Origin of the sequence: Methylomonas rhizoryzae (assembly GCF_008632455.1) — a bacterium.
GTDB classification, from domain to species: Bacteria; Pseudomonadota; Gammaproteobacteria; order Methylococcales; family Methylomonadaceae; genus Methylomonas; species Methylomonas rhizoryzae.
Map to the genome: position 1 here is coordinate 2,578,774 of NZ_CP043929.1, position 21,189 is coordinate 2,599,962.

A 21,189-nucleotide genomic window follows, 5' to 3' on the forward strand; every position below is an offset into this window, starting at 1 on the left:
TCGTCTCGACCTTACAATGCTGGCTTTACGTGGCCGAGGTCATCGATTTATTTTCCCGCCAAGTGGTGAAGTGGGCGAGTGATACTGATATGCTGACTTCGCTCTGTGTGTGGGGCTTGCAAATGGCTTTTTAGCGCTGTAAACCACCACCTGGCCCGCTGCATCGGTTCGATCCGCGCTACGTTCATCAGCGCCACTCGTCGGTGCGTTGAATGGCTAGTCAGGAGCGCTCAACTGCCATTGGCTTGAAAATCGCGACAGTCGGCAAATGGCCGGGACTTGCCTGCCAGGATTTCATAAATTGTGAGATTTTGTTAGATTTTTACCGTTAATACTGCGATTTTTTAAGGGAATGAAAATCTCAACATTTATGCAAACGCTTGATTTTTATGGTCATGGCTTTTTCAGAAATTATGAGATCTGACAACTTCTGTGCGAACACATCGATGAAAGCGGCAAGAAGGTGGACTAGGTCTCCTGGTTTCAGTATGTTACTGAAGAGGAATCGGCGGCTTATGCGCAATTACAACGCAAAGTGCTGGAAAATTTCTCAGTCAACCCTGCAAGGAAGGATTGAGGTCGATCTACAATTATGCCAGCGATCTGACATGGCTGCCCCGCGCCAATTTTAGCGAAGAAGGCTATTATTTTGATGTTGAGGACACTCAGGAATGGGATCGATGGTGGGCACTAAATCTACCCGAATGGCTGGAGCGCTTCAATGCTTATTGATTCGTTAAACGATTGGTGTTGGCGTGTGCTGCGGTCGGATTCAAGTAAAAATTGATCTCATTTTCAATGAATACTTATCAAACTCGACCAAACGCCCCCGATAATTTTATGAATTAATTTTCATTAGATAACCAAAATATCTTGTTAAACGCCTGGTTCCTTTCCCGCGTTTTGTCGAGCCGCATTAAATACCGCCACATGTTTGTTCAGCTTATCGGCCTCACAGAATTTGCAGATAACCGGTTTACCCCGGCCGGTGAGCATCACCATGGCTTTTTGTCCGCAGGTTTTACAAGGGCTATATCCGCTCTCGGACAGTTCCAGATAGGGTGAAAACCAGCGGCAATCCGTATTGGGCAATTTAGCTGATAACCAGGCGTATTCTTCAAATGGCAGCCTGCCGCCAATATCAAGATTTTCTAGTTGCGTTAACCGTGCCAAAGGGCGGATTGACTTAACGTGGGTTGTATCGATCGCCAATGATTTTAGCCAGGTCATCTCGGCAAACGGTTCCATGCTGCCGACATTCTGCCGAGTCCACATGCTTCCCGTCACGGACAGGTACTCCAGATTTTTCAGTCGCGTGAATGGGAAAAAATCAACGATCTTTTTGAAGTTTTCAATTTCCAAAAGGTGCAAGGAAATAAGATCGGCGAGCGGCTCAATCGACTGAATCTTGGTAGAACTGCCGATTGAAAGCGCCTGCAGATTTTTAAGCTTGCGGATTGAATCGAGCTTGGTAATGTTGCTCCACTTGATTTGCAAAACTTCCAGCCCGTCAAGCTGGCAGGCTGCTTCGAACAGCGGCTGGTTTACATGCGACCAGAGGCTGAGCCGTTTTAATCCCGCTTGGCCAGGTAGAAAAGCACACCATTCATGTATGATTTTCTTTTTAGTGCTCTCCTCTACCGCGCCAAGATCAATGGAAATCATAAGCGAATCACCGCCATCATGGTCTTGCGGATAAGCGATGCCTTTGGGCCATCGGTCAAAGCGGAAGGGGTAGTCTTGCAGGCACATGATCTAATCTAAGTTATTTTGCTCGAAGCGACTTTAATGCATTCAGCATGTCCATGCCGACTGCGACCAAATCCTTCATGTCGCCAGCGGTTATACTACCGGAACGTAGTTCGCGTTCCCCCTCGACCAGTACCTTCAAAACAAAACCAGTTGGATAGTTTTCCAGCGTTTTGGTATAACGGGACAACAGCCGGTTGGTTTCCACGGCGGGTATGGTAAGCTGTCTGTCCAGCATGAAAACAACCTCGGGTACAACAGCGAGCTCGCCAGCGGCCACGCTGACTTCGCAGATTCCCGGCATTACGCCGCCTTCTTTGAGCGTAATGTCCGCGCTGACCACAAATTGCCCATAATCAACCATCGGTATGCTGGCGTACTGGGTCGCATAGACAAAGGATTCATCTGCCAACTCGTTTTCTGTTGCTGACGAATCCTCTGGCGCCCATTCCCAGATGGGAGCCTGTTCAAGGTCGGCTCTGTTGAGTGTGGCAAAGGGTTTTGGCAGCACGTCTATCTACCTTTAAGCGGTAAAAATCATTTTCGTAAGAAAATGTCTATTGTAAAAATTCTGCTTTATTCCAAGCCAGCCGCTTCATCTACATCGCCACAGACTTCAAGGGCGACATCGAACGCCATTTCATGCAGGGACGAGCCGCCGTTTGAAAGAAGGCAATTTTTATCTTTTTTGAAAGCGAGGAACGGCTTAACTTTTTCCCCTTCAATCATTACAGGTCTAGCCCCGTCTAGTAATGCCGCGATACTGAAGGTCATTTTTTCCGTGGCTTCAAATGCCTTTTCCGGCTCAATACCGATGTCACCCAAACCCGTGCGGATTGCACGGACTATTTCTCTTAAAAGAGCTTCTTGCATGGCATCGAATTGTTCGTCGTTTTCTATGAAGTTCATGTTTCATTTACCTTAACAGGGTGTTGAAATTTGCCTATATGCCTTCGGCTTCAAAACCATTTTTTGGTTTTGTTGGGCTTCTGGAAGCCCGATCACACCTCAAAAACCGGTTTTAGCCGGTTATATTCGCCCCGAAGGGCGTTAAATTCCGCCTTTTGGCGGATTTCAGGCGCACCACCGCCTAGGCGGTACTGTATCGCCAGCCGAAAATGGTACCCATGCGCGTCAGGTTATAGGCGGCAAAGGTAAAAATCGTTTGCGCGGCGACCTTCTTTAACCCCCGGAACTTGGTTGGGCGTAGCGGGCCGACCGTCTTGGCCCAACCGAAGACTTCTTCGATCCGCTTGCGGACGTTGAGGCTTTTCCGGTAACCCTCATGCCGTGTGGTACGTCCGTCGATGGCCGAACCTTTTTCCTTGCTGGCGACATGCGGCGTGACTTTGCGCTGGCGTAACTTGGCGACAAAATCCTGCGTATCGTAATTTTTGTCGGCGGCCAAGGTCGCGCCCGGTTTGTGGATCGTGTTTGACCATGGCATGGGCCGCCTCGCGTTCTGCGGTGCCGGTGGCCTGGGTGACTTCGACGTCGACGACCAAGCCATTACGGTTCTCCATCAAGGCATGACCGAGGAAAGCCAGCTGCGATTTGTCGCCCTCGCTCTTTTTGTACAGCCGAGCATCGGGGTCGGTAGTCGAGGCATGGGTTTCGTTGCTGCGTTTCTCGCCCTTGAAGTTGACCGTGGGATTGCGGCCGCCATCTTCCGGCGGCGGGGTCGAGCCGTCTTTCTTGACGAAACTCTTGTGCGAGGCCCAGGCTTGAATCAGCGTGCCGTCCACCGAGAAATGCTCGTCAGAGATCAGCTGTTTCCACTCCGCCAAGGCCAGTACCCGTTCGAAAAACAAACGACTGATCCGTTCGTTGAGCAAACGGTCGCGGTTGGCGCTGAAGGTCGAGTGATCCCACACCTCGTCATCTATCGTCAAGCCGACAAACCAGCGGTACAAGAGGTTGAAGTCGATATGCTCCACCAGTTGCCGTTCCGAACGGATGGAAAATAGCACTTGCAACAAACTGGCGCGCAACAAGCGTTCCGGCGGAATGGAATCTCGACCGCGACGAGCGTAGAGCGCGTCGAACTCGTCGTTTAGCGTGGCGAGCAACAAGTCGACCACTTGACGCAGCTTGCGTAGCGGATGCTTTTTGGGAATCCGGCTTTCCAGGGTTCGGTAACTGAACAGGTCTTCTTGAGTAATGTCGGCGCCGCGCATGGGGACAGTGCAATATATTGGAGATAGAACTATTTTATCATTTAGAACAATACTTTATGATTTACCAACACATCTGACTCAACCAGCCAATGCGGGTTACAGGGGAGATAAAATCAACAGCCTGCTATATCATATGGCGTTGGTAAATTTAGCCCAATACAATGTCCTATGTTTATGAGAGAGTCGATGATAGGAAATAGCTCTTTAACATGTGTCACCCACTCATCAAGGTTACCAATTCCGGTAAGGCCGTCAAATATTGAAGTCCAAAAAAGTCTCTTTGTAGCTAAGCGCTTAACAATAAATCGCCATGCAGTAGAATAGCAGGGTTTTGAACAGAGCGATAACTAAAGGAATGCGCGTAAAACCGATTGAATTGAGCGAAACCGAACGAGAGCAACTCCAAATAATCGTCAAGAAAGGGAGTGATTGGCGAGAGCGCGAACGGGCGCAAACCATCCTGATGTTATCCGATGGTCAAACAGTGATTGCGGTTGCCGCGCATCAGGGTGTAAAGCCGGAAGCGATTCGTGAGCGGCGGCGGAAGTGGTGGAGAAACGGGCTAGCGAGCTTACCGGATCAGCCGCGCAGTGGTGCGCCGAGTAAACTGACGGACGCGAATCGCAATCAGCTCAAAGGCTGGATTGAGGCAGAACCATTGACCTGTCGGGCTCTGGTCAGTCGACTGACGGCGGAATGCGGCGTGACGATCAGTGCCGGTACGTTGCGAAACGAGTTGAAACGCATGGGCTATGTCTGGAAGCGCACGCGCTATAGTTTAAAAAAAAGCGAGATCCCGAACGCTTCGAACAAGCGAGACACGATATCGCAGAACTGATTAAGCAAGCGGAAGCCGGTGATATCGAATTGGCGTATGTGGATGAAGCCGGATTTGCGCCGCAACCACCGAATCGTTCGGCTTGGACGAAGCGCGGCGAAGTCCATGCCATTACCGCTAAGCGCGCGCAGCGCATAAATGTGATCGGCGCGCTGCTGTCATCGGGGCGGCTACTGTTGACCCAACTTTGGCAGAGCGTAAATGGTCTGTGGTTCTTTGGCTTTCTGATGGCGTTGATCGAACGCGTCAGCAAGCCGATGGTGGTGATTTTGGACAATGCCTCCATTCATACCGCCAAAAAGCTGAAACCTTATTGGGATTTATTGGAAGAGAAAGGCATGCGATTTTATTTTCTGCCTCCCTACAGTCCTGAATTGAACCGAATCGAATTGCTGTGGCATAAGATGAAATATGAATGGCTGCCTTTCAAAGCATATACGCCGGATGAACTGGAACAGGCCATTGAGGAAATTGGCCGTGGATTTGGCTCTAAATACACGCTAACTTTTTGCTAGGCGCTTATCTGATGTATTTTCATACGCAATAAGTAGAAGCCCTGTATATCCAGAAAACTGAAGAAAACCAATATCAGCGAAATCGGCTAAATACCCAAACCCAGAAAGAGTATTCGCTGTTTGACTAAATACTTCGGCTAATTCTTCTCCAAGTTGACTATTAGGAATAGTTCCATCTTGTGTTTTTGCAACCATATCCGCTGCTGCTGCGACCCAAACTGGCTGACCAAGCAAATATGCAGCCGCCGCTTGACCAGTTTCTCCACCATATCTTTGCGCAATAATAGCGCCAATTGTTCTAGCAACTCCAGTTACTGTCTGTATATTTTCAAGCGTCTCAGACATACATAGTTCCTTTCAGTAAAAATTAATTTTAATAAAAAATAATCCAGCGCACTAAAATTATAAATATCCCAAAAAGCATAAAGTATCTACCAATTTTTAGATCGGAATATCCACCCACACCAAGTATCAGGCCCACTCCAATAAATATGAATATAAACCCAAAACCAAAACCCTGAACTCCTTCTTCAGCGATATGTTTAACTATTGATTTAATCGAAGCCATTTACAAGAATTTTCAAGAAAAAAGTCATCAGAAGGAACCAAGGCCGGGGTGATAATGGGGTCCGGTCTTGCATTAAAGCAGTAAGGCGCAATAACCAGCGGGCATTGAGCCGTATCTTCAAACTACTCAAACTCATATAAATCTCCGTCATTTCCTGCCCAATTTAAAGGATAAACCCCGCGCTCGACCCATAAATGAAAGGTCGAGTACGGCCAGTCTTTTTCTGCTTGACCCAGCCATGTTTCACCGGGTTATAGTGGATACAGTTCAGATGCGCTTGAAAATCTGCTTCATCTCTTATTACATGCTCCCAGTAACGCCTTTGCCAAATGCCGCGTTCTCCTCGTTTTATTCTAATGACTGATCTTCGCTCGGTTTTTGGTATTGCCTTGGAAAATCCAATTTTTATCAAACATATTCTTGTTGCGTAATCGGTATCGTTTTTCGGCAATTCAATCAAACAATGCATATGTTCTGGCAATACCACCCAGCCGTGAATTTTAAATGGGTGATTCGCCTTTACCGATTTGATCTAATCCCGTAAAAATTGAATATGTTGTATCAACATGTCATTATTTTTTCTTTGCAATAAATTGATCGTAAAAAAATAGGTTACGCAGGATGCCAAATTCGTCGGTAATCCATTTTTTTAATATCAATACCAAATTTATTAAATACGACGCAATGCCGCTGGTTATTGCGCCCTACGCGGGCCGGGCACATCGATAGAGGCGCTCTTGAATAGTTCGACGAGCTAGTCCGTGGTGTAAAATCCTTCGGATTTGGCGTTGTTGATTCGTAAATCGTTCAGAATATCTTGCAGCGTCATACCCTTAACCTCCTATCGAATGTTGGCCATCAAAATCAAAATGGCATGCCTTGACCTGATCTCGGCAATCGAACCCTAAGTAACCATGACACGTCAACGCCTCTTTTAACGTAGCAATCAGCTCTTGTTCCGGCACGCCTTCCAGCCGGCTGTGGAACAAAAGCTTCCAGGTGACTTCCAGATCGTTAGTCGGAAAGTCGCCAGTAAATTTCGAAGACAATTGGACGTGTATAATTCGCCCTTGCCAATAAAAAAGGAAAAAGTGGGGATACCTGGCGTTTTCCCCAATCCCACCGCCCAAAGAAATCAACGCAATATCTCTATCACGATCAATTGTCCATTCATGGGGTGGAAAAATGGGTCTGTTACTTAACGGATCAGCGACTTTACTGAAATCGATACGTTTTAAATCGGCTTCCGGGATCTTTTCGTTTACAAAACTCATCTTGTTATCCTGTTGCGTGTTGTGAAATCGGCTGTGACCATTGGGATCGGTTTTTCGGTCTTTTGTATATTCGGGCCATGCCGGTTGAATTCTACGGCTTTTAAATTTTAATTCCGCACGTTAGAGCATGATTTGGGTCACTAAGATAAGTATCTATCAATCATTGGCTTATCGAGAACAGTTTTATCCGCTCAGCGTAGCCAGTGACAATTTCGTCAGTCTGTCGCGCCAAAACTGGCAGACAAAATGGCAGCTACAAGCCCGCAAGACAAAACCTGTCTAGGTTTTATCTTGGTTACTTTTCAGATAAGCATTGCCGAATAATTCGCAGCCATTATCTATGGTGCCGTTACCGTTTTTATCCAACACCAAAAATCTATCGTCCGCACCCTCCCCAGCGGTGGAGGTTTTTATTCCGTCGGCATTGTGATCGAAATAAAATGGCGACTGCTGACGAATATTGAAGTACAAACCTGGTCCGAGGCGGCGCCCCTGGTCGACGGGTATCGCTGCCGATGGGAGATTGAAATGTTTTTCAACATCTTGAAAAACGGCTGCAAGGTGAAAGCCTTGCAATTAGCAGCCGATGCCGCGCATCGAATTGGCGCTGAGTTTGTTCATCGCAAAGGCTATTGAAAAAGGATACAAGCCAGTGCCATTACGCCATCGACCTTTTCAAATTTCCGGGAAACTTCTGCTTGTTCAATATCTTGAGATCAAGCCGACGCGGAGCGCGTTGTGCAGGGTCTAAGCTTGAGTACGTCTTATACTGTCGACGAATAGGAGATGTGCAATGCGGCCAGCGAACAAAATCCGCGCATGCTTAGGGTTTTTATCCTTGCTATTGGCAGCGTTTAGCGCCAATGCTCATGCTCAAGCCGATACTGCAGCGGTTACCGTTTACCTGTTTTGGGCCGACGGCTGCCCCCATTGCAGCCGTGCAATCAGTTACCTAGAAACCTGGTCGGCGCAGGGTGACAGTCCGCCGATCCGCTATTTGGAATTGACCCGGGAAGCGGATAACCGAAGAGTCTTTTCCGTCATCACCGAACATTTCGGCATAGAGCATCCCGGCGTACCGCTAACCGTCATCGGTGAACGCTTTTTTCAAGGCTTTAGCGACGACGGCACCAGCGGAGAAGCGATTAAAACCGCAGCGGCAGACTGTTTACGCTCGGCTTGTAACGACATCGTGCATTCCCTATTAACCGGTAGTGAGGGTTTACAAGCGTCCGCTCGTCCGCCTGCGGTTCCGAAGGTATTAAAACTACCGATATTCGGCGAAGTATCGATTGCCCACGTTTCGTTGCCGGTGTTGACGGTTATGCTGGGGGCAATCGACGGCTTTAACCCATGCGCGATGTGGACCTTGATTTTTCTGATCAGCTTGTTGATAGGTTTAAAAGACCGCTTGCGTATGTGGGTGTTGGGTAGCGTGTTCATCATGGCGTCGGCAGCGGTTTATTATTTGTTTATGGCCGCTTGGCTCAACCTGCTACTGTTTCTGGGCATGTTGCTATGGATACGCTTGCTGACCGGCGTGCTGGCCTTGGCAGGCGGAAGTTATTACTTACGCGACTATTTCACTAATCCGGAAGCGGTTTGCAAGGTGACCAACAGCGCATCCAGGCAACGAGTATTCGCCGGTTTACGGACGCTGGCCGGCGAACGCCGTTTCCTTTTGGCGATAACCGGGATAGTGCTGCTGGCTTTTCTGGTCAATTTGGTCGAGTTAATCTGCTCGGCCGGTATCCCTGCGGTATACACTCAAATACTGGTGTTAAGCGCGCTACCCAGTTGGCAGTATCACGCCTATTTGGGACTTTATATCCTGGTGTTTATGTCGGACGACTTATTGATATTTTTCGTCGCCATGAAAACCTTGCAGTTAACGGGGTTGACCGGTACTTATGCACGACACGCTCAAGCGGTAGGCGGAGCGGTGTTGCTTGTGGTCGGCCTGTTGCTGATTTTCAAACCGGAATGGCTAACGTTTACGGGGTAGACGCCGGACCGCTCCCAGACACGGGAAAAATCCGGCTGCATCGCCGACTTTCCGCGTTACCAATCCTTAAATTTGAACTGCTTCAGCCGTTGTTTAAACTTTTCCTTATCCTTGAAATAAATAACCGCCAGAAAAACCGCCGGCCATAACAAGAACAGAAACAACTGGCTCAAAGTGGCAAAACTCATATCGGCAAACCTCTACTATGCGGCGGGTTGATGACTATGCTCGTGTTTGCCCCATAGTTTCAGAAACCGGCCGGGATAGTCAAATAACGTCAAAAGTCTGCTGACGCGGAAAGACGGGTCGGCATCTTACCGGTTTTTCGTGGATGCTACCTACCTCGCCGCTGCGGATTTATCACAGACCAATCCGCCCAATTGTCTTATCAACAGCACATAAGCCAACAAATTTGGCGGGCTGTTTTTCTTGTTTTCCAAATACAAGCTTTTGTATTTATCCACGGCCGCATTATCTACATGCCCGGCAAGAAATTGGCTACAGGAACTTGCCGATGCTTTCACCATGTTGACCAACAATTGAGCGACAAAGTCTTGTATGTCGGCTTGCAAAGTATTGCAAATCGCTCGCACCCACTGATCCCGCCTCGGCATCTGCGCCAGTTGACGTTCCAAATCTCGCGTGCCTAGTTGTTCGTCGATATCCGCGATGAGGATTTCTAAGGCATTGAAGGTTAAATCGGTTTTATTCGCCAGCGCAGTCATGAACATGAAATCGGCCATATGCCGCATCAACGCCGCCCGTTCCGCTAGCGGCCTAGAAACGCCGACACCGCAGTAGGCTTGACTGACGCTTTGCAATGGCTGTTGCGCGTGTTGGCGCAAATGCTGCCGATAACGCTCTAATTCTCGACGATAATGCACGATGGTATCGTTATCCGGCGTCAATGCCTGTTGGTGCGAAACCGCCCAGCGACAACAGCGGATTAAGGCTTGCTCCAACGTCAAAAGCATTTCGTATTGAATATCCGCAGCCGCCTGATTGTTGGCGGCTTCGACTTCTTCGCGATAGTGCGGCGCGTCGAAAATCTGATCCAGAGCCAAGTAGCTCAACGCATAATTGAGCAAATTGCCGTTTTGACTATCTTCCTGCACCAAAAAACTGCTGCCGGCTTGATTGATGATGCGGTTACTAATGACGGTTGCCTTGATTTGTGCGGCTAAGGGATGTTCGGAAAACCACGCCTTAAAATTTACCGCTAGAGCGGGCGGGAAATAGTCCGCCAGGTATTGGTCATAACAGGCCGCCTGCAATAAATCGCCGTGCTCCTCCAATTGCTTGGTCAAATACATTTTCGCCGACGCCATCAGCACCGCCAACTCGGACCGGGTTAACGCATGATCGGAGCGGGTTTTGATTTCCTCGTCGGTAGGAAAGGCTTCCAACTCTCTGTCCAACAATCCGCAGGCCTCCAAGCGCGCGGCGACTTGCATGAACAAGGCCGGATTTTCGGCGCAACGACGCTGATCCAAAGATAAACACAAACTTTGCGCGATATTGTCGGCTATCACCGATTCGCAGACCGCTTCGGTGAGATCGGCAAACAATTGCCGATAGTCGGCAAGCAATCCTTTGCCGACCAAACCGGAGAGCAAGATTTTTAAATTCACTTCGTGATCGGAAGTATCGACACCGGCCGAATTGTCCACCGCATCGGTGTTGATTCTGCCGCCGCGCAAGCCGTATTCCACCCGCGCCTTCGGCGTAAAGCCTAGGTTGGCGCCCTCGCCGACCACCAAAGCCCTTAAATCGCAAGCGTCTATCCTGACGTTGTCGTTATTGCGGTCGCCGACCTGTTCGTGCTGTTCCGCAGCGGCTTTCACATAGGTGCCTATGCCGCCCAGCCACAACAATTCCACCGGTGCTTTTAACAAGGCCTGGATTAACGATTCGCCGTCGATAGCCTTGAACCGGATGCCCAACCATTTTCTGATTTGCGGGGAAAGTGAAATATCTTTGTCGGCTCGCAGATACACGCCGCCGCCCGCAGAAATCAGTTTTCGATCGTACTCGTCCCAACTGGAACCGGGCAACTCGAACAAACGCTTACGCTCGTTATAAGCCGCCTCGAGGTCTACCGGATCGGGGTCGAGGAAAATATGTTGTCCGCTGAACGCCGCCAGTAAGCGTATCTGCCGCGACAACAGCATACCGTTGCCGAACACGTCGCCGTCCATGCTGCCTATGCCGACGACCGTGAACGGTTCGGTTTGAATGTCTTTGCCGAGTTCCCGAAAATGCCGCTTGACGCATTCCCAAGCGCCGCGTGCGGTAATGCCCAAAGCTTTGTGATCGTAACCTTGCGAACCGCCGCTGGCGAAGGCATCGCCCAACCAGAAGCCGTACTCGTGCGCTACGCCATTGGCCATATCGGAAAACCGGGCCGTTCCCTTGTCGGCGGCCACCACCAAATAAGGGTCAGGATCGTCGTGAGCCACAATTTCGGCCGGACAAAGCACCTGCTCGCCGCAGAAGTTATCGGTCAAATCCAGCAAGCCGCGAATCAAGCGCAAATAAGCGGCTTTGCCGGCTGCAGCAACATTTTCGTACCTACGGCCGTTTTTCACCACAAACCCGCCTTTAGCGCCGGTCGGTATGATCAAGGCGTTTTTGCTGATCTGAGTTTGCATCAAATCCAGAATTTCGGTGCGAAAATCGTCTATCCGGTCCGACCAACGGATGCCGCCGCGCGACACTTTGCCGCCGCGCAAATGTATGCCTTCCATGTCGCAGGCGTGCACATAGATTTCGTATTGGGGCCTGGGTGCCGGCATATCGATAACGCCCAAGCTATCGATTTTGATCGCGACGAAATAGTCGTCGCTGTCTTTGCGCAGATGAAAATTACTTCTAACGCTTGCGTCGATCAAGTTAAAAAAGGTGCGCAAAATGCGGTCGTGGTGGATGCTGTCGACGGCCGCCATGTTTTCCAACAAGCCCAATCGTAGTGAAAACAAGGCCTGTTCTTCGCGCCGCGACGGCTCCTGCCAACTCGGTTCCGGTCGAAACCGGGCCTCGAAATAATCGAACAAGCTTTTAGCAACCCGTGGGTTTTCCAGCAAGGCCTGCTGGATAGTGGTAACGGAGCTGCGGTGATCCAATTGCAGAAGATAGTTGCGGTAGGCGCGCAACACGTCGCAGGCTTGCCAGCTCAAACCGCTTAAAAGAATCAACCGATTGAGCGGGTCATTCTCCAGACGGCCGGCGCAAATCCGTTGCAAAGCCGCCAGCAACAAGGATTTGATCCGGTAAAACGGCATACATCCCGAGCCGGCCGCTCTAACGATAAAACTCTTAAGCGTGACGCGCTGATCATTGACCGAAAAGCCGAATTGAATTTGATCCACTACCCGCAAATGCAAATTTTCCAATACCGGAATGAATTCGTCCAAATAACGCTCTTGCAAGCAATAAAAATGCAAGCGATATTCGGGATGATATTTGTCCGGCCTAACCCAGCTAACCAACTGTTGCCCAGTGTTAAATGCCGCCTGCACATGCAAAATATCGTTTAGCGCAAATCGGGGAGAAATATACGCCTGGTACTCTACGACTAACTGATCAACGTAACTATTTTTCAAACCGGACCACTGTTTGGTACCTAGCGCTCTAACGGCAAACCGATCCAGATTATCCAACCATGCGTTATTCCGTGCTTGCATATTTATTTCTTGCTTAATTAGTTAATTCAGATATTTTATAATTTCCAAAACATTTTGGTCGCCTACTCGGCTGTAGGTAACCGAATCCATAACCGAGCGAATAAAAAACAAACCCATTCCATTCTCTTTGGGATCCTCGAAATCCGGCTCAGGCACCTTGTTCAAGTCAAATCCTTGCCCGTGATCGAATACCTTGATATCCAATATGTTATCGTGCAAATGTATTCTGATCCGTACCGAATTCTCGTTGTGTTCGTCCTTGGCATGCTTAATCACGTTGGCCGTGGCTTCAGTCAATACCAGATTCAATTGATAGGCTAACGCATCTTTATCGCCTGAATAATTATCCAGTTCTTTGACTATGCGCTCGCCTATACTACCAATCAAATCCAGATATTTAGTATGCGTAGGTATTAATACGTCGACTTGTATTATTTCAGAGCACATAATTTTATACCCTGGCTATTCGTTGCTTACTTCACTGACGCCGGCATAAATTTCAAAAACCCGGTTCAAACGGGTTAACTCGAACATGGAGCCGACTTGCTGTTGAATATTCGTCAAAACAAACCGTCCCGATCTAGCTATAGTATTTTTATGCCCGGACAATAAAGCGCCCAAGCCGGAACTATCGATAAACCGCACATGTTCCAATTGCACGATGATATTCTGCTCGCCCCGCTCTATAAGGCGTAAAATATAGTCTTTTAAATCCGCGGAATTATGCGCATCGATTCTTTCGTCCAATACGGTCAACACGTTAAAATCGTTTGATTTCGATAAATTCAAATTCATTTTTTATTATTAATCCCTATAGAGTTCAGTTATAAAAGCTTACACGCCAAGCGTAGCAGCTGTTCGTCTGCTTTTCGAATCTGGGGCAACCGCCGCGGCCGATAGTTCACCGGCCCGGCTACAATTTTTACACCTGCATGCGCCCTCCCCCATTGCTTGAGCGACGGGTAAAACGCTTCATCGATCTTCTGCACAGGAGCGGCTCTACTGCCACGCGGACTTTCCTGAGGCCATACGGCGCAACGGGGTAAACTTGTTGCCGTAGTCATTTGATTGATCGGTCACGGCAAAATCTCATCAAAACAAAAAATACCGCTGCGCCATCGGCAACAACACCGCCGGTTCGCAGGTCAACAACACCCCATCCGCCTTGACCTGATACGTTTGCGGACAAACCTCCATCACCGGTTGGTAGTCGTTCAGCTTCATATCGGATTTACCGATGTTGCGAGTGTTACGCACCGTGCCGACCCGTTTTTGCAAACCCAATTGCCCGGCCACGCCTGCCGAAACCGCAGCTTGCGGCAAAAAGATCATCGAATTGTTGGCGGCGGTGCGGCCGAAGCTGCCGAACATCGGTCGGTAATGCACCGGTTGCGGGGTGGGTATCGAGGCGTTGGCGTCGCCCATCGGCGCGGCGGCGATCAAGCCGCCTTTGATGACCAGGCTGGGTTTGACGCCGAAGAACGCCGGTTGCCACAGTACCAGGTCGGCCAGTTTGCCGGCTTCGATGGAGCCCACTTCGTGGGAAATGCCGTGACTGAGCGCCGGGTTGATGGTGTATTTGGCGATGTAGCGCTTGATGCGCTGGTTGTCGCTGCTGGCCGGGTCGCCGGCCAGTGCGCCACGTTGCGCCTTCATTTTATGCGCGGTTTGCCAGGTACGGATCACCACTTCGCCGACCCGGCCCATGGCTTGCGAATCTGAAGAAATCATCGAAAACGCGCCCAAGTCGTGCAGGATGTCCTCGGCGGCGATGGTTTCGCGGCGGATGCGCGATTCGGCAAAGGCCACGTCTTCCGGGATGCTGGGATCAAGATGATGGCAGACCATCAACATGTCCAAGTGTTCGTCGACGGTGTTGACCGTGTAAGGCCGGGTCGGGTTGGTCGACGACGGCAACACGTTGCTCAGGCCGCAGGCTTTGATAATGTCCGGGGCATGGCCGCCACCGGCGCCTTCGGTGTGGTAGGTGTGGATGGTGCGGCCTTTGAAGGCGGCGAAGGTGTCTTCGACGAAGCCGGATTCGTTCAAGGTATCGGTGTGTATCGCCACCTGCACGTCGTATTCCTCGGCCACGCCTAGGCAGCAATCGATCGCCGCCGGGGTGGTGCCCCAGTCTTCGTGCAGTTTCAGGCCCATGGCCCCGGCTTGGATTTGTTCTGCCAACGCGCCGGGCAGGCTGGCGTTGCCTTTACCCAGCAAACCAAAGTTCATCGGCAAACCGTCCAGCGCGGTCAGCATTTGTTGCAGATGCCAGGGGCCGGGTGTGCAAGTGGTGGCGTTGGTGCCGGTGGCCGGGCCGGTGCCGCCGCCTATCATCGTGGTGACGCCGGAGCACAGCGCTTCTTCAATTTGTTGCGGGCAGATGAAATGGATGTGGGCGTCGATGCCGCCGGCGGTCAGAATCTGGCCTTCGCCGGCGATGACTTCGGTGCCGGGGCCGACGATGATATCCACGCCCGGTTGAATGTCGGGATTACCGGCCTTGCCGATTTTACAAATCCGGCCGTCCTTGACGCCGACGTCGGCCTTGACGATGCCCCAGTAATCGATGATCAGCGCGTTGGTAATCACCAAATCCACGGCCTGATCGTTGCCCAACTGGCTTTGGCCCATGCCGTCGCGGATCACCTTGCCGCCGCCGAATTTCACCTCGTCGCCGTAGACGGTGTAATCGGCTTCCACTTCCAGAATCAAATCGGTGTCGGCCAGTCGCAGGCGGTCGCCGGTGGTGGGGCCGAACATGTCGGCATAGGCTTGTCTGCTGATTTTGCTCATGCGTGTTTCTCCAATGCACCCATTACTTCGCCGCGAAAGCCGTAGACTTTACGTTCGCCGGCAAACGCCACCAACTGCACCTCGCGCTGCTGACCCGGCTCGAAGCGCACCGCAGTACCGGCCGGAATATCCAGCCGAAAGCCCAAAGCTACGCTGCGGTCGAAATGCAAAGCCGGGTTGGTTTCGTAAAAATGATAATGCGAGCCGACCTGAATCGGCCGGTCGCCGCTATTGGCGACCAGGACTTTGACCGTGGCGCGGCCGGCGTTGAGTTCGATATCGCCGGCGGCGGGGAAGATTTCTCCGGGGATCATATTGGGCTCCTTTTAATCGTTTTTCCGCGTGGGCTCGAAACTCGTGCCCACGCTACGTTTTGTAAATCGTTTTGTTAGCGGGAGGTTTTTCTCCCCTGATGCCGCGCCGAGCACCGAAGGTTTTGGACGGAATAGCCCGTTAGGGGCGATGCAGGGATGCATCGCGTTTTCGGAGGGCTAGGAAAGCCCTTCCGAAAACCCCGTTCAAAGCCTTTGGAGCGCAGGGACCAAGCGGCATGGGGTGGCCTTTCTTTTGGTGACTTTTCTTTGGCCAAACAAAGAAAAGTCACTCGGCTGTCGGGCCGAGCCCCGACTTCAAAATAGTTGTCACGCCAGCGACACAAACAATCAAACAATCGGCTCATGCACCGTCACCAACTTTGTCCCATCCGGAAACGTCGCCTCCACCTGCACATCCGGAATCATTTCCGCCACGCCGTCCATCACATCGTCGCGGGTCAACAAGGTGCGCCCGTAACTCATCAACTCCGCCACGCTCTGGCCGTCGCGCGCGCCTTCCATGATTGCGGCGGAGATATAAGCCACCGCTTCCGGGTAGTTGAGTTTCAAGCCTCTGGCTTTGCGGCGCTCGGCGAGGAGGGCGGCAGTGAAGAGGAGGAGTTTGTCTTTTTCTCTGGGGGTTAGCTGCATGGTTTTGTGTTGTTAAAGTAGAGTTTTGTAAGCTGGCTAGGGATTAACGTATTAACGCCGAATTTAATCGGAGCACCCAACCATATCGGTTTGCGCAAAATCGTTGCCTTTGAACAATAGAGGTTTGCCAAGCTGCTTGGCCAATGCGTAACTGCAGCAATCGCCGAAGTTTAGTTTGGCCGGATGCCGACCTTTGCCGAATTCGCGCCATGCCGATCTGGCCAGCGCGGCCTGTCCTCGATCGAATCCGACCACGTTAACCGCCAGTTCCGCGAGTAATTCGTCCAGTTTTTCCGCACCCGCCAGACCTTTTTTGTGTTCGATGACAATAGCCGTTTCCAACAAACTGACCGCGCTCAAATAGAGTTCTTCGGCATCAACGAGTTGGTTTAACAGTTGATCGGCATCTGCTTCCATCAGCAACACCGCGATCAAGGCGGATGAATCGACGACCATCAATCGTTGCCCCATAAACCGCTTTCGCTGCTTGCATAGCCCAAAATAGCGTCCGTTGAACTGGTATCCAGCGTCGGCAAGTCGGCGCAAGCTTTAGCGATTCTTAGTAAGGTCCGCTTCTTGTTCTGTTTGTCTAAATTGCTCGTTTCAGCGGTGCCATCTACAGCAATCGCCTCAATCGGTATTTCGTCGTGTTCGGAAATAATCGCCAATAAACGATCCACGTAAACGTCTTTAAGTTTGATCTGAATGGTTGTCATCGCTAATTGCTCTTATGCGGTGTAGGTTAGGCGCGGTTGAGCCTGTTTTCCAATTTGCACTCCCCAACCGTCGGGGGTTAAGCTATCGTACACTTTTTTGTACAACAGGAGCATCAATGGACGCCATCAGTTACAGCGCCGCTCGCGCCAATTTAGCCAAAACCATGGACAAGGTTTGCGCCGACCATGCCCCCATCATCATCACCCGCAAAAGCGAATCTCCGGTGGTGATGCTGTCTTTGGAAGATTTCCAAGCCATGGAGGAAACCGCCTACCTGCTGCGTTCGCCCGCCAACGCCCGCCGCTTGCTGGAATCCATCGCCGAGCTGGAATCCGGCCAAGGCGCGGAGCATGAGTTGATCGAGTGAAAATCAGGTTTTCCTCCGACGCCTGGGACAGCTACCTATACTGGCAAGCCACCGACAAGGCCATTCTTAAACGTATCAACCAATTGATCAAGGAAATCCAGCGCCAGCCGTTCGAGGGTATCGGCAAGCCGGAGCCTCTGAAACACGGCTTGTCCGGCTATTGGTCGCGGCGGATTAACGACGAGCATCGGATCGTTTATAAGATTGCCGGGAATACGTTGTTGATTGCGCAGTTGCGGTTTCATTATGAGTATTGAGTTTCGGTTGTGTCGCTGCCGCGACGGTTATTTTAATGTCGGTTTCACGAAATACATCCATGTGTTTCGCCCTGCGGGTGCTTCACATGCAAATCGGCTATCCTGCCGATTTGTCAGCCCGACAGCCGAGGTACTTTTCTTTGGACGGCCAAAGAAAAGTACCCAAAAGAAAGACCGCCCCATGCCGCTTTGATCCTTCGCTCCGAAGGGTTTGAACGGGGTTTTCGAAAGGGCATCCCTGCATCGCCCCTGCGGGCTGCTCACTCGGAACATCCATGTACCTCGCCCTGCGGGTGCTGCGCATGCAAATCGGCTATCCTGCCGATTTGTCCGTCCAAACCCTCCGGTGCTCGGCGCGGCAAAAGGGGAGAAAAACCATCCCGGAATTTAAAGTTAGAAAATAAAACTTGGTAGGTCCGATTAGCGAAGCGTAATCGGACGAATGTTAATCATCCCCTTCCACCATCAAATCCAAATCTCCACCCCAATTACGCGAATAAACTCCCTTTTCCACATACCGATGGAAACTCGAATAAGACCACTCGACGGCTTTGGCGACATGCCCATGTTTAACCGGATTGATATGCACATAATCAATATGGCGTTCAAAGTCTGATTCGTCGCGTATTGAATGTTCCCAGAAATGTCGCTGCCAGATTCCACGTTCGCCAGCCTTCTTTCGAACATTCGACCGATACTCGGTTTTTGGCAATGCACGAGAAAATCCACTTTTGATTAATCGCCAGCGTTTACTGAAATCCGCATCACCCGGCGGTAACGTCCAAACCGCATGCATGTGTTCCGGTAATACCACCCAGACATCGATTTGAAAAGAGTAACGCTTACGCACCGCACGCACCGTGTCTCGCAATAAATCGATTTCCCGGATCAACAAATCGTTATTCTTTCTCGCCAACAAATTCACCGTAAAAAACCATGTGCCACCCAGAATAAAAGCGCGTCGGTAATTGGGCATGGTTTTTTAGTGTTTTAAGAGTTTGAGTGTTTGTTAGGTTTAAACATTCGTCCGATTACGCTTCGCTAATCGTACCTACGGTCCTTTTTAGCATCCTCGATATTTAAGGTTTCGCTGTCGTCGGCATTTATTAATTGCACCAGAGCATAATTTTCCAAAACATTTTCAATCTTTTCGAAGGTGTCAATATCCAGTTGTACCGCGACTCTCTGGCTGTCTTCGTTAACGATATATTGCCTTTTAAATTCCATAACCGTCTCCCGGGAAAGGTGAGTGGTCACGATACCTATCCACTAGCGAAAAATCAAACCGGCGGGTGGCCGGGGAAGGCTTCAGGTTGTCGGTGAAGCCGGCCGCGTCGAGACTCATGCTTCAATGAGGCCCCGGCTGGTGGCCGGGGAAGGCTTATTGGCAAAGAGATACGAGTCATCGATTACTACGCTTCAATGAGGCCCCGGCTGGTGGCCGGGGAAGGCATGATTTCGCTAACGCCTGTGATTGAGCTGCTAACCCGGCTTCAATGAGGCCCCGGCTGGTGGCCGGGGAAGGCAAGATTAGCGGCGATTGAATTTCGCTTACAATCTATCGCTTCAATGAGGCCCCGGCTGGTGGCCGGGGAAGGCGAGGGAATACAAGAACGGCACTTCTCGGATAGTCAGGCTTCAATGAGGCCCCGGCTGGTGGCCGGGGAAGGCACACCGAGCCACCCTACTTAGCCCCGAGAACTCAATGCTTCAATGAGGCCCCGGCTGGTGGCCGGGGAAGGCGGCTAAATCCGGCCTGCTATGTATTCTGATGACCTGCTTCAATGAGGCCCCGGCTGGTGGCCGGGGAAGGCACCGACGGTTCGGTCGCGCCGTTTATTCGCCAGGAAGCTTCAATGAGGCCCCGGCTGGTGGCCGGGGAAGGCGATTGACTGCCAATATTCGCAAACCCTGAGCGGGCTGCTTCAATGAGGCCCCGGCTGGTGGCCGGGGAAGGCGACACCGACAAAATCAACTGAATAACGCGGTTGACGTGCTTCAATGAGGCCCCGGCTGGTGGCCGGGGAAGGCCGCCGCAAAAAACGCAAACATGGCCGATAAGGACTTAGCTTCAATGAGGCCCCGGCTGGTGGCCGGGGAAGGCTATTTCGGACGGGAACGGGGCAAATTATCCGATGAGCTTCAATGAGGCCCCGGCTGGTGGCCGGGGAAGGCTTGTGGCGATGGGTTTCGTAACTACCCACCACATCCGGCTTCAATGAGGCCCCGGCTGGTGGCCGGGGAAGGCTGCCGCAGGTAACGGATGGGGTGAAATTACGAGGTGTAGCTTCAATGAGGCCCCGGCTGGTGGCCGGGGAAGGCATGGCGGCTCGCAGGTAGCGCAGCACGTAGGCGGAGCTTCAATGAGGCCCCGGCTGGTGGCCGGGGAAGGCGACTGTTTAAAGCCCGTAGCTGTGATGATGTGGCACGGCTTCAATGAGGCCCCGGCTGGTGGCCGGGGAAGGCTAGACTTTATCAGATTTACCTTTCACGACCTAAAGCGCGCTTCAATGAGGCCCCGGCTGGTGGCCGGGGAAGGCTTTGATTAACGCTGTATGTCCACGATCAACCGGCTTGCTTCAATGAGGCCCCGGCTGGTGGCCGGGGAAGGCACCTGGGCCAGTCAACTCACCGGCCTGGTCGGCAGCATGCTTCAATGAGGCCCCGGCTGGTGGCCGGGGAAGGCTCACCTGCAGCGCCCGCCGATGACTGACGCCGCTGTTGCTTCAATGAGGCCCCGGCTGGTGGCCGGGGAAGGCATCGAAAGCCGCGGGCAAATGGTGGTGGATGTACCTGCTTCAATGAGGCCCCGGCTGGTGGCCGGGGAAGGCAAGTATTCCAGTCGTTCAAAGCCGTGCTGGAAATGAAAGCTTCAATGAGGCCCCGGCTGGTGGCCGGGGAAGGCACCGAGCGAGCACCGTGCGGGCGTGGGTGATAAAGTGGCTTCAATGAGGCCCCGGCTGGTGGCCGGGGAAGGCAGAAGTTGGTGAAAAAATTTTCAAGCACAACCCTGAGCTTCAATGAGGCCCCGGCTGGTGGCCGGGGAAGGCAATCAACGCCCGGCTGCAGCAGCTGGAAATCCTGATCGCTTCAATGAGGCCCCGGCTGGTGGCCGGGGAAGGCATGACTTGCGCGGCGCGATTTTGTCGCAAACCAATGCTTCAATGAGGCCCCGGCTGGTGGCCGGGGAAGGCTTGGTTGCTCTGGTAATGGCATCCAATGTGTTGGCGGTAGCTTCAATGAGGCCCCGGCTGGTGGCCGGGGAAGGCGTGGAGTGC

At 51.5% G+C, this 21,189-nt stretch carries 23 protein-coding genes, 2 pseudogenes and 1 CRISPR repeat array (1 of these 26 only partly in view); of the genes and pseudogenes, 5 read left to right on the forward strand and 20 right to left on the reverse strand.

Annotated elements, in window-relative coordinates:
* Positions 1-876: 876 nt before the first annotated feature.
* From F1E05_RS11470 to F1E05_RS11485, 4 genes and pseudogenes are all read right to left on the reverse strand, one after another.
* Positions 877-1,752, reverse strand: coding sequence for a leucine-rich repeat domain-containing protein (locus F1E05_RS11470; protein WP_150048571.1), 876 nt, complete (start codon positions 1,750-1,752; stop codon positions 877-879).
* A 13-nt stretch (positions 1,753-1,765) separates the two neighbouring features.
* Positions 1,766-2,260 carry a hypothetical protein gene (locus F1E05_RS11475; RefSeq protein WP_150048574.1) on the reverse strand — a complete coding sequence of 165 codons (495 nt, stop codon included), beginning with the start codon at positions 2,258-2,260 and terminating at the stop codon, positions 1,766-1,768.
* Between the two features lie 65 nt (positions 2,261-2,325).
* On the reverse strand, positions 2,326-2,658 hold the full coding sequence (locus F1E05_RS11480; RefSeq protein ID WP_150048576.1) for a hypothetical protein: 333 nt from the start codon (positions 2,656-2,658) through the stop codon (positions 2,326-2,328).
* 181 nt (positions 2,659-2,839) lie between these two features.
* A pseudogene (locus tag F1E05_RS11485) lies at positions 2,840-3,926 on the reverse strand (IS5 family transposase).
* A gap of 355 nt (positions 3,927-4,281) precedes the next feature.
* On the opposite strand from F1E05_RS11485, the gene F1E05_RS11490 reads away from it, so the two are divergent.
* Both F1E05_RS11490 and F1E05_RS11495 read left to right on the forward strand, forming a co-directional pair.
* A complete protein-coding gene (locus F1E05_RS11490) occupies positions 4,282-4,764 on the forward strand; it encodes a helix-turn-helix domain-containing protein (RefSeq protein ID WP_150047952.1) in 483 nt (160 codons plus the stop codon).
* Positions 4,764-5,279: an IS630 family transposase gene (locus tag F1E05_RS11495; protein WP_232056862.1), complete on the forward strand. Its 516-nt coding sequence runs from the start codon at positions 4,764-4,766 to the stop codon at positions 5,277-5,279. Before F1E05_RS11490 ends, F1E05_RS11495 begins: the two co-directional genes overlap by 1 nt.
* Here the strand turns inward: F1E05_RS11495 and F1E05_RS11500 are convergent.
* The 5 genes and pseudogenes from F1E05_RS11500 to F1E05_RS11515 all read right to left on the reverse strand — a co-directional run bounded on the left by F1E05_RS11500 (position 5,265) and on the right by F1E05_RS11515 (position 7,697).
* Positions 5,265-5,624, reverse strand: a complete 360-nt coding sequence (locus F1E05_RS11500; protein ID WP_150048578.1) for a hypothetical protein — start codon at positions 5,622-5,624, stop codon at positions 5,265-5,267. The genes F1E05_RS11495 and F1E05_RS11500 overlap by 15 nt on opposite strands.
* Positions 5,625-5,652: 28 nt before the next feature.
* Positions 5,653-5,847: a hypothetical protein gene (locus F1E05_RS20610; RefSeq protein ID WP_232056635.1), complete on the reverse strand. Its 195-nt coding sequence runs from the start codon at positions 5,845-5,847 to the stop codon at positions 5,653-5,655.
* Between the two features lie 122 nt (positions 5,848-5,969).
* A pseudogene (locus F1E05_RS20905) lies at positions 5,970-6,492 on the reverse strand (REP-associated tyrosine transposase).
* Positions 6,493-6,680: 188 nt separating this feature from the next.
* A complete protein-coding gene (locus tag F1E05_RS11510; protein WP_150048580.1) occupies positions 6,681-7,121 on the reverse strand; it encodes a hypothetical protein in 441 nt (146 codons plus the stop codon).
* A 279-nt stretch (positions 7,122-7,400) separates the two neighbouring features.
* Complete coding sequence (locus tag F1E05_RS11515) at positions 7,401-7,697, reverse strand: hypothetical protein (protein ID WP_150048582.1); 297 nt, start codon at positions 7,695-7,697, stop codon at positions 7,401-7,403.
* Between the two features lie 217 nt (positions 7,698-7,914).
* Between F1E05_RS11515 and F1E05_RS11520 the strand changes: the two genes are divergently transcribed.
* Positions 7,915-9,126 (forward strand): glutaredoxin family protein, encoded by a 1,212-nt coding sequence (locus F1E05_RS11520; RefSeq protein WP_150048584.1) that lies wholly within the window; start codon positions 7,915-7,917, stop codon positions 9,124-9,126.
* A 56-nt stretch (positions 9,127-9,182) separates the two neighbouring features.
* Here F1E05_RS11520 and F1E05_RS20750 read toward each other — a convergent pair whose 3' ends face one another.
* The 9 genes from F1E05_RS20750 to F1E05_RS11560 all read right to left on the reverse strand — a co-directional run bounded on the left by F1E05_RS20750 (position 9,183) and on the right by F1E05_RS11560 (position 17,286).
* Positions 9,183-9,314, reverse strand: coding sequence for a hypothetical protein (locus tag F1E05_RS20750; protein WP_269473481.1), 132 nt, complete (start codon positions 9,312-9,314; stop codon positions 9,183-9,185).
* 150 nt (positions 9,315-9,464) lie between these two features.
* Positions 9,465-12,809 (reverse strand): NAD-glutamate dehydrogenase domain-containing protein, encoded by a 3,345-nt coding sequence (locus F1E05_RS11525; RefSeq protein WP_150048586.1) that lies wholly within the window; start codon positions 12,807-12,809, stop codon positions 9,465-9,467.
* Positions 12,810-12,830: 21 nt separating this feature from the next.
* A complete protein-coding gene (locus F1E05_RS11530; RefSeq protein ID WP_150048588.1) occupies positions 12,831-13,256 on the reverse strand; it encodes an ATP-binding protein in 426 nt (141 codons plus the stop codon).
* 15 nt (positions 13,257-13,271) lie between these two features.
* Positions 13,272-13,604: an STAS domain-containing protein gene (locus F1E05_RS11535; RefSeq protein WP_150048590.1), complete on the reverse strand. Its 333-nt coding sequence runs from the start codon at positions 13,602-13,604 to the stop codon at positions 13,272-13,274.
* A gap of 297 nt (positions 13,605-13,901) precedes the next feature.
* Complete coding sequence (ureC, locus tag F1E05_RS11540) at positions 13,902-15,605, reverse strand: urease subunit alpha (protein ID WP_150048592.1); 1,704 nt, start codon at positions 15,603-15,605, stop codon at positions 13,902-13,904.
* Positions 15,602-15,919, reverse strand: coding sequence for an urease subunit beta (locus tag F1E05_RS11545; protein ID WP_150048594.1), 318 nt, complete (start codon positions 15,917-15,919; stop codon positions 15,602-15,604). The genes ureC and F1E05_RS11545 overlap by 4 nt, the downstream gene beginning before the upstream one ends.
* Before the next feature lie 348 nt (positions 15,920-16,267).
* Complete coding sequence (gene ureA, locus F1E05_RS11550) at positions 16,268-16,570, reverse strand: urease subunit gamma (protein ID WP_150048596.1); 303 nt, start codon at positions 16,568-16,570, stop codon at positions 16,268-16,270.
* Positions 16,571-16,633: 63 nt separating this feature from the next.
* Positions 16,634-17,041: a type II toxin-antitoxin system VapC family toxin gene (locus tag F1E05_RS11555; protein ID WP_232056636.1), complete on the reverse strand. Its 408-nt coding sequence runs from the start codon at positions 17,039-17,041 to the stop codon at positions 16,634-16,636.
* A complete protein-coding gene (locus F1E05_RS11560; RefSeq protein ID WP_150048598.1) occupies positions 17,026-17,286 on the reverse strand; it encodes a hypothetical protein in 261 nt (86 codons plus the stop codon). Before F1E05_RS11560 ends, F1E05_RS11555 begins: the two co-directional genes overlap by 16 nt.
* A 116-nt stretch (positions 17,287-17,402) precedes the next feature.
* Here F1E05_RS11560 and F1E05_RS11565 point away from each other — a divergent pair, with 116 nt between their 5' ends.
* Together F1E05_RS11565 and F1E05_RS11570 are read left to right on the forward strand one after the other, a co-directional pair.
* Complete coding sequence (locus F1E05_RS11565) at positions 17,403-17,654, forward strand: type II toxin-antitoxin system Phd/YefM family antitoxin (RefSeq protein ID WP_150048600.1); 252 nt, start codon at positions 17,403-17,405, stop codon at positions 17,652-17,654.
* Entirely contained in the window at positions 17,651-17,911 is a 261-nt protein-coding gene (locus tag F1E05_RS11570; protein WP_150048602.1) for a Txe/YoeB family addiction module toxin, read from the forward strand. Before F1E05_RS11565 ends, F1E05_RS11570 begins: the two co-directional genes overlap by 4 nt.
* 445 nt (positions 17,912-18,356) lie before the next feature.
* Here the strand turns inward: F1E05_RS11570 and F1E05_RS11580 are convergent, their stop codons facing one another.
* Positions 18,357-18,887 carry an REP-associated tyrosine transposase gene (locus F1E05_RS11580; protein ID WP_150048604.1) on the reverse strand — a complete coding sequence of 177 codons (531 nt, stop codon included), beginning with the start codon at positions 18,885-18,887 and terminating at the stop codon, positions 18,357-18,359.
* A gap of 65 nt (positions 18,888-18,952) precedes the next feature.
* Positions 18,953-19,168, reverse strand: coding sequence for a hypothetical protein (locus tag F1E05_RS11585; protein WP_197737357.1), 216 nt, complete (start codon positions 19,166-19,168; stop codon positions 18,953-18,955).
* An 88-nt stretch (positions 19,169-19,256) separates the two neighbouring features.
* Positions 19,257-21,189: direct repeats of the CRISPR family, unit length 36 nt; unit sequence GCTTCAATGAGGCCCCGGCTGGTGGCCGGGGAAGGC; it runs 136 nt beyond the window's last position.

Bases quoted from the DNA above. Each gene is read 5' to 3' on its own strand.
- F1E05_RS11470 (WP_150048571.1), bottom strand. From the start codon at position 1,752: ATGTGCCTGCAAGACTACCCCTTCCGCTTTGACCGATGGCCCAAAGGC.
- F1E05_RS11480 (WP_150048576.1), bottom strand. From the start codon at position 2,658: ATGAACTTCATAGAAAACGACGAACAATTCGATGCCATGCAAGAAGCT.
- F1E05_RS11490 (WP_150047952.1), top strand. From the start codon at position 4,282: ATGCGCGTAAAACCGATTGAATTGAGCGAAACCGAACGAGAGCAACTC.
- F1E05_RS11500 (WP_150048578.1), bottom strand. From the start codon at position 5,624: ATGTCTGAGACGCTTGAAAATATACAGACAGTAACTGGAGTTGCTAGA.
- F1E05_RS20610 (WP_232056635.1), bottom strand. From the start codon at position 5,847: ATGGCTTCGATTAAATCAATAGTTAAACATATCGCTGAAGAAGGAGTT.
- F1E05_RS11510 (WP_150048580.1), bottom strand. From the start codon at position 7,121: ATGAGTTTTGTAAACGAAAAGATCCCGGAAGCCGATTTAAAACGTATC.
- F1E05_RS11520 (WP_150048584.1), top strand. From the start codon at position 7,915: ATGCGGCCAGCGAACAAAATCCGCGCATGCTTAGGGTTTTTATCCTTG.
- F1E05_RS20750 (WP_269473481.1), bottom strand. From the start codon at position 9,314: ATGAGTTTTGCCACTTTGAGCCAGTTGTTTCTGTTCTTGTTATGGCCG.
- F1E05_RS11525 (WP_150048586.1), bottom strand. From the start codon at position 12,809: ATGCAAGCACGGAATAACGCATGGTTGGATAATCTGGATCGGTTTGCC.
- F1E05_RS11530 (WP_150048588.1), bottom strand. From the start codon at position 13,256: ATGTGCTCTGAAATAATACAAGTCGACGTATTAATACCTACGCATACT.
- F1E05_RS11535 (WP_150048590.1), bottom strand. From the start codon at position 13,604: ATGAATTTGAATTTATCGAAATCAAACGATTTTAACGTGTTGACCGTA.
- ureC (WP_150048592.1), bottom strand. From the start codon at position 15,605: ATGAGCAAAATCAGCAGACAAGCCTATGCCGACATGTTCGGCCCCACC.
- F1E05_RS11545 (WP_150048594.1), bottom strand. From the start codon at position 15,919: ATGATCCCCGGAGAAATCTTCCCCGCCGCCGGCGATATCGAACTCAAC.
- ureA (WP_150048596.1), bottom strand. From the start codon at position 16,570: ATGCAGCTAACCCCCAGAGAAAAAGACAAACTCCTCCTCTTCACTGCC.
- F1E05_RS11555 (WP_232056636.1), bottom strand. From the start codon at position 17,041: ATGGGGCAACGATTGATGGTCGTCGATTCATCCGCCTTGATCGCGGTG.
- F1E05_RS11560 (WP_150048598.1), bottom strand. From the start codon at position 17,286: ATGACAACCATTCAGATCAAACTTAAAGACGTTTACGTGGATCGTTTA.
- F1E05_RS11565 (WP_150048600.1), top strand. From the start codon at position 17,403: ATGGACGCCATCAGTTACAGCGCCGCTCGCGCCAATTTAGCCAAAACC.
- F1E05_RS11580 (WP_150048604.1), bottom strand. From the start codon at position 18,887: ATGCCCAATTACCGACGCGCTTTTATTCTGGGTGGCACATGGTTTTTT.